The following is a 12,633-nucleotide window of genomic DNA, read 5'->3' on the forward strand; positions in this document are numbered from 1 at the left end:
CTCTACGCCCCGGAGGCAACGTCAGCGACCAGATTCCGGACGTACTCCATCTCGTCCTCGTTGATGCCGTGGCCCATCCCCTCGTAGATGCGCTCTTCCACGTCGCCGCCGAGGTCCTCCAGCACGTCCCGAGTCTCGTGGACGCGTTCGAGCGGGATGTGGGGGTCGCTGTCGCTACACCCGAGGAAGACGGGCGTCCCGTCCAGACTCCCGTCGTAGTCCCGCGGGGTGCCGTCGGGACCGATGACGCCGCCGCTGAGCGCGGCGAGTCCGCCGTACTCGCGGGCGTTCCGTGCGACGAACTCGCTGGAGAGGCAGGCCCCCTGCGAGAAGCCGACGAAACAGGTCCGGTCGGCCGGAATCCCGGCGTCGGCGACGCGCTGGCGCAGGTCGCCAAGCAGGTCGAGCGCCGACGACAGACTCGGTTGGTTCTGGTCGATGGGCGCGAGGAAGGAGTTGGGGTACCACGTCCGGCCGTTGGCCTGCGGCGCGAGGTAGGCGACGCCGTCGGCGTCGAACTCGCCGGCCATCTCCAGCATCCCCTCGGCCGTCGCGCCCCGGCCGTGGACGAACAGGACCGCGGCGTCGGCCGACTGGAGGTCCGCGCCCGCGGTGGCGACCGGTTGGTCGGCGTGGGGGTCGGAGTCGCCGGCGTGAGGGTTTCGGGCCGCCATCAGTTCCCCTCCGGCGGTTCGGCGGACTCACTTCTGGGAGCCTCCTCGTCCACGGCGAAGCCCCGTCTCTCGGTGCAGATGTTCGTGACGCGGTCGGTGTTCACCAGCGGTGATGCGTCGGTATCGGTGTCGGTGTCGCTCATGCTGAGTGAGGCTAGCCGAGGCGCGGCCTTGAGCCTTGCCGGACGGAGAGGTAAGCAGGTGACACGTCCGTCACCGACCGGTTCGCGCACCGAGAATCCGGCGTCGAGTCCGGAGACGGGGAATCAGACGGGGCTACAGCCCGAGAATCTCGCGGGCCTCGTCGGGGGCGGCGGGTTCGCGGCCGAGCGTCTCGGCGAGTCCGGCGGTCCGGGCGACCAACTGGGCGTTGCTCTCGGCGAGTTCGTTCGGTCCGTAGTAGACGTTGTCCTCCAGTCCGACCCGGACGTGGCCGCCGAGCAGGATTCCCATCGTCGTGAGTGGAAGCTGGTGGCGACCGAACCCGAGCGTGTTGAACAGCGCGCCCTCGGGCAGGTTCTCGGTCGCGTTCAGCAGGTTCCGCGGGGAGGGCGGCGAGGTGGTCCCGCCGCCGAAGATGAGCGTGGCGTAGACGGGGTCCGCCAAGTCGCGCCGGTCCAGCAGGCCCCGGACCTCGTTGAGGTGGCCGTCGTTGAACACCTCAAGTTCGGGCTTGATGCCGCGGTCGGCCATCTCGTCGTAGAGCGAATCGACCATCCCGCGAGTGTTCTCGCTGGTGAGGTGGCGGTACCGGTTCAGCGGTCCCATGTCGAGGCTGGCCATCTCCGGCGGCGGGTCGGTCCGGAGCGACTGGCGGCGCGCTTCGAGAGTCGCACCGGTCCCGCCAGTCGAGTGCTGGACGACGAGGTTCGTCCGCGAGCGAACCGCCTCGGTGATTGCCTGAAACCGGTCGCGGTCGAACGACCGCTCGCCGCTGTCTCGGCGGGCGTGGAGGTGGACGACGGCCGCGCCCGCCTCCTCGCACGCGGCGGCCGCCTTCCCTATCTCCTCGGGCGTCTCGGGCAGGTTCGGGTTGGCCTCCTTGCCGTGGACGCCGCCGGTGAGCGCGGCGGTGATGATGACCTTCTCGCCGTCGAGGTAGTCGTCGTAGGCCATCCTCAGTCGCCTCCCGCGCCCTCGCCCTCGACTCCCTCGGGCGGGCCCGCTGCCTCGCGGAAGATTTCGCAGTCGGCCTCGTGGTCGAGGCCGTATCGGTCGTTGCATACGTCGGCGCGCATCGCCTGCACGAACTCCTCGGCGGCGTTGCAGTAGGCGCGGGGCCGGGAGTCGGTCGCGTCGCCGCTCTGGGTCTCGTCTCCTAACTGCCGGTACTCAAGATACGGACAGACGTCGGGCATGCCCCAGCAGATGGGACGTCGCGGTAAAACAGTTCGGCGCGGGGTCGAACTCGCCGCGAACCGGTCCGGCGAATCATCTACGTGCCCGCCTCGCGTAGGTCGTCCCGTGTCGCTGGGAATCGGGCACTTCGCGGCCGGGGCGGCGGGCGCGCTGATACTCCTGCTGGTCACGGGACTCCACGAGAAGACCGCACAGGACGGCGCTATCGCCATCGCGAGCGGGATATGGGCCATGGTTCCGGACATGGGGCTGGTGATACCCGGCGTCGGCCGCACCGACGGGACGCCGCTGGCCAACCTGTTCTGGTTCCACTACTGGCTGGACACCCACCGGTTCACCGACAGCACGACCGGCAGCGCCGCTCTCCTCGGAGTGCTGGTTCTCTCGGTGCTGTGGCTGGTCCTGAGCGAGGGCAACGAGGAGTAGTGCCGAGTCGAGGTCGGCCGCGGTCACTCGGCGAGTTCGCCGGGGCCGTAGACCAACGGAGTTCCGGTGATTTCGACGGTCTCGCCGTCCACGAACGACGCGGCCGGACTCGCGAGGAAGCGCACGAGGTCCGCGACTTCGCCGGGCGTCCCGATGTTCCGGTCCGGTCGCGAGCGGTCTATCTCGCGGTCCACGCCGAGGTTGTCCCGCACCTTTTCCGTGCCGACGAACCCCGGCGCGACCGCGTTGAGGCGGACGCCCTCCGCGTCCCACTCGGCGGCCAGCGCCCGAGTGAACGTCGAGACGGCCGACTTCGCCGCGCTGTAGGGCGTCATCCCGGAGACGCCGTACTGTCCCGCCATGCTGCCGATGTTGACGACCGACCCGCCCGACTCCTTCAGAGCGTCCCCGAACACCCGCGTGCAGTTGTACGTCCCGGTGAGGTTCACGTCCAGCACCTGTCGCCACGCCTCGGGCGTCACCTCGTCGAAGGGGTCGCCGCCAGCGCCGCCCGCGTTGTTCACGAGCACGTCCACGCCCCCGAACGCGTCGTTCGCCGCCTCCGCGAGCGCTTCCACGTCGTCGCGGTCGGTCACGTCGCACTCGACGGGGTGGACCTCGCCGGGGCGGGCGCTCCCGGCGATTTCGTCGGCGACGGCCTCGACGTCGGCCAGCGTCCGGGAGCACGCCACGACGTCGGCCCCGTCGGCCGCGAACAGTTCGGTAATCGCTCGGCCGATGCCGCTCGACCCGCCGGTCACGACGGCGGTCTTGCCTTCGAGCGAGAATCGGTTCAGCGCCTGCGGGGTCGTCGAGTTGTCGGTCACGTCCAATCAGTAACGCTCTTTCTCGTATCAGGCCTGCGGCACCCCGCGAACTTACCGCGAGTCGCTCGACGGCAGAACGCCGGTCGAGTGGTGTGACAGTAGATGCCGTGAGTTTCAGGGGGTGAAAACGACGAAAGCGCGAAGAGCTGAGGTTACGCGGTCTGTCGGACGCCGAGTTCTTCGAGGAGCGTCGCCGCCGCGGCCGACGACGACGCGGGACCGCGGGCCGTGATCAAGTCGCCGTCCACGGTGACGCTGGCGTCGGCGTCGAGCTCCGCGTCCCAGTTACCGCCCGCGGCCTTCACCTCGTCCTCGACCCAGTAGGGGAGTTTCCGACCGTCGGCCATCACGTCGTTGTCGTCCACGATGTCCTCCTCGAACGCGTTGGGGAAGCCGGTCACGTCGCGACCGTCCGCGATGAATTCGCCGTCCGCGTTCCGGGCGAACCCGAGGATTCCGACCGCGTGGCAGACGACCAGCGCCTTGCCGTCGTCGCCCTCGACCGAGTCGGACAGCAGTCTCCGCGCGTGAACGTCTTGGTTCACGTCCCACATCGTTCCGTGACCGCCGGGGAACACGACCACGTCGTGGTCGTCGGCGCTCGCCGCCGCCAGCGGAATCGGGTCGTTCAGTCGCTCGTCGTTCTCGTGGACCTCTCGGACCCGCTCGGCCGTCTCCTCGGCGACGAGCGGGTTGTCGGTATCGACCGACGTCTCGTCGAGGACCGGCTTCGACCCGCTGGGCGTCGCGACGGTGACGTCGAAACCCTCCGCGTCGAGCGTCCGAAGCGGTTCGACGCACTCTTCGCCCCAGTATCCTTCTTCGGTGACGACAAACAGTGCTGATGTCACGGCAGTTCGTTGGGTCGCCGCGTCATTAAGTGGAGAGAAAGGCCGCGGTTTTGCCTATTCTTAGCAACATTCCCAGTACGCTGCTATCCTAGCACGCAACGTTTCACCACCATTAGCGGTACTTTGCTAGTCAGAACCAACCGAACCGCTCGGGTAGTGTTGCAAATAGGGCACAAAAGCGTTAAACGTGACCCGCTGTTACGGACGCATCCATGGAACACGACGCTCTCTTCGACCCGTTCGACCTCGACGGTATCAACCTCGACAACCGAGTCGGGTTAGCGCCGATGACGCGAACGAGCGCGACCGCCGATGGTCGTGCCACCGAGCAGATGAAACGGTACTACGCGAAGTTCGCACGCGGCGGCTTCTCGTTTCTCATCTCCGAAGGGACCTACCCGGACGAGGCCTACAGTCAAGGCTACGACAATCAGCCCGGACTCGCCAACGAGTCGCACGTCGAAGCGTGGCGGGAAGTCACCGACGCAGTTCACGACGAGGGCGCGCCCATCTTCGCGCAACTCATGCACGCCGGGGCCCTCTCGCAGGGCAACCGGTACGTCGAGGAGACGGCCGGTCCGTCGGCCGTCGAACCGAAGGGCGAACAGTTGGAACTCTACGGCGGAAGCGGCGAGTTCGCCACCCCGGAGGAGATGACGAAGGCCGAGATGGACGACGCCCGGCAGGGGTTCGTCGAGGCCGCCGAGCGGGCCGACGACGCCGGGTTCGACGGCGTCGAAATCCACGGCGCGAACGGCTATCTCCTCGACCAGTTCCTGACAGAGTACACGAACGAGCGCGACGACGAGTACGGCGGTTCCGTCGAGAACCGAATCCGGTATCACACCGAAGTCGTCGAGGCGGTTCAGGACGCGGTCCCCGAGGAGTTCGTCGTCGGGGTCCGCATCTCGCAGAGCAAGGTCAACGACCCCGACTACCGGTGGTCCGGCGGCGAAGACGACGCCGAGGTAATCTTCGGTGCGCTCGACGAGGCCGGCGTCGACTTCATCCACGTCACCGAGGAAGACATCACCGAGCCCGCGTTCGACTCGGGACCGACGCTGGCGGAACTGGCCGACGAGTACGCCACCGTCCCCGTCATCGCCAACGGCGGTCTCGGCGACCCCGAGGCGGCGACGCGGACCGTCGAGTCTCACGGGGCCGACCTCGTGGCGCAGGCGACGAGCGCGCTCGCGAACCCGGACTGGCCGAACCGCGTCGCCGAGGGACGCGCGCCCGACGAGTTCGACTTCGGCGAGATACTCCAACCCGACGCGACCATCGGCGACGCCGAGGTCCCAGCCGAGTCGGAGTGAGGCCGAGTTTACGACGACTGTTCGCACGTTTTCCGCGATGCAGATGACCTGCGGATGAGTCTCGCTCTACAGTTCGATAGTCCGCAAATCATCAGCGAACCGCACGTCGCCGTCGTACACCGACCCGATGGACTCTAACATCTCCTCGTGGCGGCCCTCGGTGTGGGGGTAGAGGTGGGTCAGGAACACCGTGTCGATGTCTGCACCCGACCCGTCGAGCGCCTCGCCGAGTTGCGTCGGCGTCGGGTGATTGTCCACGTCTACGTCGTCCGGGAACGAGCAGTCGTGGGCCAGCACGTCGCACCCGTCGGCGAAGTTAGCGAGGCCGGTGAACGCCTCGCTGTCGCCGCTGAAAGTGAACGCGTCGCCGAACCGGTAAGCCAAGCAGGGTAACGAGTGGCGGGTCTCGTACCCCTCGACTTCGAACCCGGCGACCTCGAATTCGTGGGCACCGACCTCCCGAACTCGGAGGTCCATGCGCCCCTGCAGGTAGTCGTGTACGTCGAGCAGGTCGTCGACGAGCGACTTCGTGCCGGTCGGGCCGACGACTTCGAGGTGTTCCTCGCCCGCCAGCCACCGCGCTTTGAGCAGGGGGAGGAGGTCGGCGACGTGGTCGAGGTGGTGGTGGGTCAACAGGACGCTCGAAATCGACTCGTAGCCCACGCCCGACTGCTGGAGGCGGTGGAGGACGCCGCTCCCGCAGTCGACGAGGAGGTGGCGGCCGGTCTCGTCGTCGGTCACGACGATACCGGTCTGATAGCGCTCGCCGGTCGGCATCGCGCTTCCGGTCCCGAGAAAGGTAACTCGCATACTCGATTCGCCGGTCCGAATCGGGTTAATGGCTTTGGGACTCTCCGGTCCGAGAGCGGCCGGGACCCGCGAAACTTCCGCCGGAGTTTATATCAATCAATTTCGGAAATAGTTAGTCTCGAACGGAGAGAGTGACTCTGAGAGACAGTATTTTACTTCCGATAGGTGCCAAAGGTTTAAGTGAAAATTTGGTTACTCTGTCGGACTTCTCCGAACGCGCCGGAAACTGGCGCGTCATCGTGCGTCCGTCGCAGTCATCGATTCCGAGCTCCGTCGCGGTCCGCGGCCGAGCCAATTCAGGCGCGGATACTCGCCCGACTGCGCCGGTTTCACTTTCACTCCGGAGGCCAAACCGACTTAACCGTCGGCACCTAACCAATCGCCAATATGGGAGCGCGCGAGTTGCTGGCGCGCGGGGATTTCGACTTCGACGCCGACTCCGTCGAACTCGACGACGCCGCCGTTCTCGAACTGCTGGAACCCGAGGTCCGAGAGTGGTGGGTCGACGAGTTCGGCGAGTACGCCCCCGAGAACGGCGGTTTCTTCACGCCGCCACAGAAGGAGACCATCCCGCTCGTCCACGAAGGCCGGAACGCGCTGGTCGCGTCCCCGACCGGGAGCGGGAAGACGCTCAGTTCCTTCACCGCCATCCTGAACGAACTGTTCCGCCGCGAACGCGAACGGGACGAGGGACTGGACAACTCCGTCTACTGCCTCTACGTCTCGCCGCTCAAGTCGCTGGCCAACGACATCCACCGGAATCTGGAGGTGCCCCTGCGAGGCATCGCCGAGCGGATGGACGGCGAACCGTCGGTCCGCCACGCCATCCGGCACGGCGACACCGACGACGCCGAGCGCCAGAAGATGCTGACCGAGACGCCCCACATCCTGAACACGACGCCCGAGACGCTGGCCATCCTGCTCAACTCCCCGAAGTTCAAGAGGAAACTGGAGACCGTCGAGTACGTCGTCGTGGACGAGATTCACAGTCTGGCGGGCGGCAAGCGGGGCACCCACCTCGCGGTGAGCCTGGAGCGACTCGAACGCATGGCCGAGACATCGCCGACGAGAATCGGCTGTTCGGCGACCGTCGAACCGCTCGAAGACATCGCGGAGTTTCTGGTCGGGTGCGAGACGAGCGGTGGGGAAGCGGGCGACCGCGACGGAGGAGCGAGCGGCCCCGACGGGGAGACGAGCGCGGGCGACGAAGCGGGCGGCGACGGGGCGGAGACCGGCGCGACGCCCCGCGAGTGCGAAATCGTCGACACCCGGTTCGTCCGGGAGTTCGACATCGAGTTGCAGTGTCCGACCGACGACCTCATCGCCACGCCCCGCGACGTGGTCAACGAGCGGTTCTACGACCAGTTGCACGACTTAATCGCCGACCACACCAACACGCTCGTCTTCACGAACACCCGCTCGGGCGCCGAGCGGGTGCTTCAGAATCTCCGGGAGCGATACGACGCGTACGACGAGGACAACTCCGGGTGTCACCACGGAAGCCTCTCGAAGGAGGCCCGCCAGTCCATCGAGCAGGACCTCAAGGACGGGACACTCGACGTGGTGACGACCTCGACCAGCCTCGAACTCGGCATCGACATGCCGCACATCGACCTCGTGGTGCAGGTTGGGTCGCCCAAATCGGTCGCCTCCCTGCTCCAGCGCGTCGGCCGGGCGGGCCACCAACTCGGCCAGACCGTGACCGGGCGAGTCGTCGCGCTCGACCGCGACGAACTCGTGGAGTGCGCCGTCATGCTCAAGAAGGCCGAGGAGGGGTTCGTGGACCGGGTGTTCGTGCCCGAGGAGGCCTACGACGTCGCGGCACAGCACGTCTACGGCATGGCCATCAACGACGTGCGACCCGAGCGGGAGGTCCGCGAGATTCTCCGGAGCGCGTACCCGTACCGGAACTTCTCGGACGACCAGTTCGAGACGCTGTTCCGATATCTCACGTCGGACTACGAGGGACTGGAGGACAAGAACGTCTACGCCAAAATCTGGCGCGACGAGAACGACCCGCCCGACGGCGAACACCACTACCCCGACTTCGAGGTGGGCGAACCGCTCGTCGGCAAGCGCGGCAGGTTGGCGCGGGTCATCTACATGACCAACATCGGGACGATTCCCGACTCCTTTACCTGCGACGTGTTCACCCGGTCGGACAACGAGTGGGTCGGCGACTTAGACGAGGAGTACCTCGACACCTTGGAGAAGGGCGACGTGTTCGTCCTCGGCGGCCAGAACTTCGAGTACCAGTACCGCCGGGGGTCGAAGGTGTACGTCGACCGGACCAGCGGTCGGCCGACCGTCCCCTCGTGGTTCTCCGAGCGCCTGCCGCTGTCGTACGACCTCGGCCGGGGCATCCTCGATTTTCAGGGCGAGTTGCTGGAGCGGTTCCAGAAGCGGGGCAAGCCCGCGGTCCGGGTCTGGCTACGGGAGTTCCCGCTGGACGAGAACAGCGTCCGCGCCCTCGCCCGCATGTTCGACGAGCAGGTCCGGTACGCCGGCCCCGAGAGCGTCAGCACGGCGTCGCGCCTCGCGGTGGAGGTCGAACTCGACCGCGACGAGTACGAGCGCCACTACTACGTCCACTCGAACTACGGCCGGCGGTTCAACGACGGTCTCTCGCGGGTCGTGGCCTACCGGTGTGCCAACGCGGCCAACACCAACGTCTCGGTCGCGGTGGCCGACCACGGGTTCACGGTCTCGATGCCGCTCAACCGGAAGGTGGACGTGGCCGAGATTCTGCGCGATATCGCCCCCGAGGACGTGCGAAGCGACCTCCGGTCGGCGCTCGACGGCACCGACCTGCTCCAGCGGTACTTCCGCATCAACGCCACGCGGTCGCTGATGATTCTGAAACGCTACAAGGGCTACGAGAAGTCCGCCAGCGAACAGCAGGTCTCCAGCGAGATGCTGCTGGGGTTCGCCGAGGGGTTGGACGAGTTCGCGGTCATCGAGGAGACCTACCGGGAGATAATCGAGGACAAACTCGCCGTCTCGGCAATCGAGGACGTGATGGCCGACGTCCAGTCCGGCGAGATAGCGGTCACGCAACACCGCGTCGACACGCCGACGCCGCGGGCGTTCGGTCTCGCCACGCTGATGGCCAGCGACGTGGTGCTGGCCGAGGACGAGAGCGCAGTCCTGCAGGAGTTCCACGACCGCGTGCTGGAGGAAATCGGCGGTGAGTACGAGAGCGAGGGGGCCTCGGCGGCCAAGTAGCGACGGGTCAGCCGCGCAGTCGGCCGCGGAGCTCCACGGCGACCGGAACGAGCACCGCGCCGACGAACAGGACGAATCCCCCGAGGACGAGAAGCCCGCCGAACGTTCGCGCCGGAATCGCCGCGCCGAGCGTTGCCAGCGGTCCGCTCGGCCCCGCTGGTCCGGCGAGTCGAGCCATCGTTCCGAGCGTGCCGACGCCGACCAGCGCCACCCCGAGTCCGACCGCGGCGAACGCGAGGGCACCGCCGTCGCGCGTCGCCCTAGCGGCCAGTTCGTCTCCGGCGTACCGCTCGTCCAACCGCGGCGCACCCCGACGCCACGCCGCGCCGAAGACGACGCACGCGCCCCCGAACGCGAGTCCGACCAGCGCGAGAGCCTGTAGCATGCTCGGAGCCTCGAAGCACGGAGAGAAAAACGCATCGGACGAACTGGGGCGGCAGGACCGTACGGTCCGGACTTCACGACGAGCGCTCGCCGACGAGCAGGGTGTCGAGCGCGTCGGGAACCACCAATACGTCGCTGCCCGGTTCTATCGCGTCTTCGACCGACTCGCGGGCGTGCATGAGACAGTCCTCGACGACTTCCGGTGCCTCGCTGTTCGTGACGTAGAGGCCGTAGTTCCGGAGGACGCGGGCCACGACGAACGCGCGCTGTGCGCCGGGTTCGTAGCCCCGCCGCATCTCCTCGTACAGGGTTTCGGCGCTCTCGGCACCGCTGAGCCAGTCGTAGAATCGCTTCTCGCCGGTTCCCTCGCCCGCGCCCTCGCCGAGTCTGGCCGGAACGACGATTCGGCCCGCGTCGCGTAGCGGGTCGTAGTCGCCCAAGGCGACGTACGTCGCGGCCCGCGTGGCCTGATAGAGGTTGGCGTCCTTCGGCGCGCCGACGCCCGCGACGACGGCATCGTACGTATCGCTCAGGGAAACGGAAACATTGCTCTTACACAGCTCTGCGAGGTCTTCGACAACCTCGCGGTGGTCGCCCGCGCTCGCGCCCAGAATTCCGGCCGGGCCGTGCGTGACGTTCAGACAGAAATCGACGCCTATCAGGTCGCCCGCCCGGTCCAGCGTCTCGCGGAACGGATTGCCCGCCACTCTGCCGAGGCGAACCCCGTCTCGGGCGAGCATCGCCGGGCCGTGGGTGTAGCGGATGAGCGACTCGCCGCCCGCGCCGATGGCTACCGTCTTCGCGCCGCCGGAGAACCCCGCGTACTGGTGTGGTTCGACCATCCCGGTCGAGACCACGGCGTCGGCGTCGGCCACGGTCGGATTGAGTTCGACGGGGACCGACTCGCCGTCGGGTCCCTCGAGTTCGTCGACCACGCGGGTCGCCTCGGCGTCGTGGTTCTGCGCGAGGTCGGCGTACCCGCCGAGCGCCGCGCGCAACTCCTCGTCGGTCATCGGCCGGTGGAGACCGAGACCGACGACGATGGAGACCTGCTCGCGCGGGACGCCCGCCTCGCGGAGGTCCGCGAACAGCGCGTCCACCAGCACGTCGTCGGGCGTCGCGCGGGTCACGTCGGTCACGACGATTGCCACCTCGTCGTCGGCGTCCACGCGTTCGCGGAGCGGCGGCCCGTGAGGGTCTGCCATCGCCGATTCGGCGGCGTTTCGGGGATTAACCGGGTCGCCGCCCGGCGGTTCGGCGACCGTCACGTCGCACTCGGGCAGGGAAACCTCGACGGCGGTGTCTCCGTAGGGAACTTTCATACGTCGGGATACGTGGGGGCGAACGTAAATCGTTGCTCCGCGGCTACCGTCTCTCGTCGGTCTGCCTCGTCCAGTCGTCGGTCTACTGCTCTCCGTCCCGAATCACTCCATCACGTCCTCGATGGACGCTTCGAGCGACTCGATGCTCTCGGCGATGTTCCGGACCATCGTGGTCTGCTCCTCGTTCGCGGCCGCGATGCCCTCGACGGCGTCGGACACGTCACCGGCCTGTCCGACCACCGTGTCGGTCATGCTCGCTATCTCCTCGGCGCTCGCGGCCTGTTCCTCCGTAGTGTCGGCGATTTGGCTGACGCCGGTGTCGGTCTGCTGGACGGCCGCCACGATGTCCTGTTGGTTCTCCACGACCGACCGGATGTCGGCGGCGGCCTCGTCGAGTTGCTCGTCGTTCTCCGATATCTTCTCGACCGTGTCGTGGGTCGTCTCCCGCACGTCCTCGACCATCGACTCTATCTCGTCCACCCGGTCTTTCGACTGCTCGGCGAGTTCCTTTATCTCGTTCGCCACCACGGCGAACCCGTCGCCGTTCCCGTCCGACCGCGCCGCTTCGATGTTCGCGTTCAGGGCGAGGAGGTTGGTCTGCTCGGCGATGTCGTCGATGACCTCCACGACCTCGTCGATTTCGTCCACGCGCTCTTCGAGGCTCTGGGCGTCGGCGACGACCTCCTCGGACTTCTCGGCGACTTCGTCGACGGTTTCGAGCGTTCGCTCGGCGCTCTCGGCGGACTCCTCGGCGGACGCCTTCGCCTCGGCGCTCTGCTTGCTCACCTCGTCGGCGCTCGACGCGATTTCCTCGACCGTCGCGCTCAGCGAGGACACCTCGGACTGCACCTGTTGGAGGTTTTCCTCCTGCTCCCGCGCGAGGTCGCTGACCTCCCGAGAGTCCTCGGAGACGTCGGCGGTCGAGTCGCGGAGTTCGCTCACCGCCGTCTCGACCTCGTCGGTCATCTGCTGCTGGAGGTCTCGAATCGTCTCGCGCTGTTCGACCAGCGCGGTGACGCGGTTGAGAACCTCTACCGCGCCGACGACCTCGCCGTCGGGTGTGGTGATGGGGACGCCGAGCGCCCGTGCGTGGGCCCGGTCGCCGTCGGCGGTCGCCGCAGAGCGAATCGTCTCCTCGCGGACGACCTCGCCGGTCCGAATCACCGTCTCGGCCAGCGTCTCGTCCTCCCCCTCGGTCCCGAAGACGTCGTACGCGTGCTTCCCGACGACCTCCTCGGACGGGTACCCCGTCATCTCCGCGACGGCGGAGTTCCAACGCGTGATGTGTCCGGTGTCGTCCACGAGGAACGCGGGTTCCGGCAATTGTTCGACGAGTTGTTCGAACGCGCCTCGCCAGAAGTCGCCCGCGTCGGTGTGGGTACTCGGTCCGAATCGTTCAGAGGTGTCGTTGACAGCCATCTGTGATATTCACGCCAACG

General features: G+C 67.3%; 13 protein-coding genes. 3 read left to right on the plus strand and 10 right to left on the minus strand.

Annotation, left to right across the window (positions count from 1 at the left end):
* Positions 1-2 precede the first annotated feature (2 nt).
* The 4 genes from M0R89_RS00430 to M0R89_RS00445 all read right to left on the minus strand — a co-directional run bounded on the left by M0R89_RS00430 (position 3) and on the right by M0R89_RS00445 (position 2,032).
* A complete protein-coding gene (locus M0R89_RS00430; RefSeq protein ID WP_248650596.1) occupies positions 3-674 on the minus strand; it encodes an alpha/beta hydrolase in 672 nt (223 codons plus the stop codon).
* Positions 674-817, minus strand: a complete 144-nt coding sequence (locus M0R89_RS00435; protein ID WP_248650597.1) for a hypothetical protein — start codon at positions 815-817, stop codon at positions 674-676. The genes M0R89_RS00430 and M0R89_RS00435 overlap by 1 nt, the downstream gene beginning before the upstream one ends.
* A gap of 133 nt (positions 818-950) precedes the next feature.
* Positions 951-1,790, minus strand: coding sequence for a beta-keto acid cleavage family enzyme (locus tag M0R89_RS00440; RefSeq protein WP_248650598.1), 840 nt, complete (start codon positions 1,788-1,790; stop codon positions 951-953).
* A 2-nt stretch (positions 1,791-1,792) separates the two neighbouring features.
* Positions 1,793-2,032, minus strand: coding sequence for a hypothetical protein (locus tag M0R89_RS00445; protein WP_248650599.1), 240 nt, complete (start codon positions 2,030-2,032; stop codon positions 1,793-1,795).
* A gap of 106 nt (positions 2,033-2,138) precedes the next feature.
* Here M0R89_RS00445 and M0R89_RS00450 point away from each other — a divergent pair, with 106 nt between their 5' ends.
* A complete protein-coding gene (locus tag M0R89_RS00450) occupies positions 2,139-2,459 on the plus strand; it encodes a hypothetical protein (RefSeq protein ID WP_248650600.1) in 321 nt (106 codons plus the stop codon).
* A 23-nt stretch (positions 2,460-2,482) separates the two neighbouring features.
* Here M0R89_RS00450 and M0R89_RS00455 read toward each other — a convergent pair whose 3' ends face one another.
* Positions 2,483-3,292 (minus strand): SDR family NAD(P)-dependent oxidoreductase, encoded by an 810-nt coding sequence (locus tag M0R89_RS00455; RefSeq protein ID WP_438267671.1) that lies wholly within the window; start codon positions 3,290-3,292, stop codon positions 2,483-2,485.
* Between the two features lie 146 nt (positions 3,293-3,438).
* Positions 3,439-4,137 carry a DJ-1/PfpI family protein gene (locus M0R89_RS00460; protein ID WP_248650602.1) on the minus strand — a complete coding sequence of 233 codons (699 nt, stop codon included), beginning with the start codon at positions 4,135-4,137 and terminating at the stop codon, positions 3,439-3,441.
* Between the two features lie 212 nt (positions 4,138-4,349).
* On the opposite strand from M0R89_RS00460, the gene M0R89_RS00465 reads away from it, so the two are divergent.
* A complete protein-coding gene (locus M0R89_RS00465) occupies positions 4,350-5,453 on the plus strand; it encodes an NADH:flavin oxidoreductase (protein WP_248650603.1) in 1,104 nt (367 codons plus the stop codon).
* 66 nt (positions 5,454-5,519) lie between these two features.
* Here M0R89_RS00465 and M0R89_RS00470 read toward each other — a convergent pair whose 3' ends face one another.
* Complete coding sequence (locus M0R89_RS00470) at positions 5,520-6,263, minus strand: MBL fold metallo-hydrolase (protein WP_248650604.1); 744 nt, start codon at positions 6,261-6,263, stop codon at positions 5,520-5,522.
* Between the two features lie 387 nt (positions 6,264-6,650).
* Between M0R89_RS00470 and M0R89_RS00475 the strand changes: the two genes are divergently transcribed.
* Positions 6,651-9,488: an ATP-dependent helicase gene (locus M0R89_RS00475; RefSeq protein WP_248650605.1), complete on the plus strand. Its 2,838-nt coding sequence runs from the start codon at positions 6,651-6,653 to the stop codon at positions 9,486-9,488.
* A 7-nt stretch (positions 9,489-9,495) separates the two neighbouring features.
* Here the strand turns inward: M0R89_RS00475 and M0R89_RS00480 are convergent, their stop codons facing one another.
* The 3 genes from M0R89_RS00480 to M0R89_RS00490 form a co-directional block, all read right to left on the minus strand.
* Positions 9,496-9,873, minus strand: coding sequence for a hypothetical protein (locus tag M0R89_RS00480; protein WP_248650606.1), 378 nt, complete (start codon positions 9,871-9,873; stop codon positions 9,496-9,498).
* A gap of 73 nt (positions 9,874-9,946) precedes the next feature.
* Entirely contained in the window at positions 9,947-11,194 is a 1,248-nt protein-coding gene (locus M0R89_RS00485) for a lactate racemase domain-containing protein (protein WP_248650607.1), read from the minus strand.
* A gap of 102 nt (positions 11,195-11,296) precedes the next feature.
* Positions 11,297-12,613, minus strand: coding sequence for a methyl-accepting chemotaxis protein (locus tag M0R89_RS00490; protein WP_248650608.1), 1,317 nt, complete (start codon positions 12,611-12,613; stop codon positions 11,297-11,299).
* Positions 12,614-12,633: the final 20 nt, after the last annotated feature.

It is taken from the genome of Halorussus limi (genome assembly GCF_023238205.1).
Classification (GTDB): Archaea; Halobacteriota; Halobacteria; order Halobacteriales; family Haladaptataceae; genus Halorussus; species Halorussus limi.

Bases quoted from the DNA above. Each gene is read 5' to 3' on its own strand.
- M0R89_RS00430 (WP_248650596.1), bottom strand. From the start codon at position 674: ATGGCGGCCCGAAACCCTCACGCCGGCGACTCCGACCCCCACGCCGAC.
- M0R89_RS00435 (WP_248650597.1), bottom strand. From the start codon at position 817: ATGAGCGACACCGACACCGATACCGACGCATCACCGCTGGTGAACACC.
- M0R89_RS00440 (WP_248650598.1), bottom strand. From the start codon at position 1,790: ATGGCCTACGACGACTACCTCGACGGCGAGAAGGTCATCATCACCGCC.
- M0R89_RS00445 (WP_248650599.1), bottom strand. From the start codon at position 2,032: ATGCCCGACGTCTGTCCGTATCTTGAGTACCGGCAGTTAGGAGACGAG.
- M0R89_RS00465 (WP_248650603.1), top strand. From the start codon at position 4,350: ATGGAACACGACGCTCTCTTCGACCCGTTCGACCTCGACGGTATCAAC.
- M0R89_RS00470 (WP_248650604.1), bottom strand. From the start codon at position 6,263: ATGCGAGTTACCTTTCTCGGGACCGGAAGCGCGATGCCGACCGGCGAG.
- M0R89_RS00475 (WP_248650605.1), top strand. From the start codon at position 6,651: ATGGGAGCGCGCGAGTTGCTGGCGCGCGGGGATTTCGACTTCGACGCC.
- M0R89_RS00480 (WP_248650606.1), bottom strand. From the start codon at position 9,873: ATGCTACAGGCTCTCGCGCTGGTCGGACTCGCGTTCGGGGGCGCGTGC.
- M0R89_RS00485 (WP_248650607.1), bottom strand. From the start codon at position 11,194: ATGAAAGTTCCCTACGGAGACACCGCCGTCGAGGTTTCCCTGCCCGAG.
- M0R89_RS00490 (WP_248650608.1), bottom strand. From the start codon at position 12,613: ATGGCTGTCAACGACACCTCTGAACGATTCGGACCGAGTACCCACACC.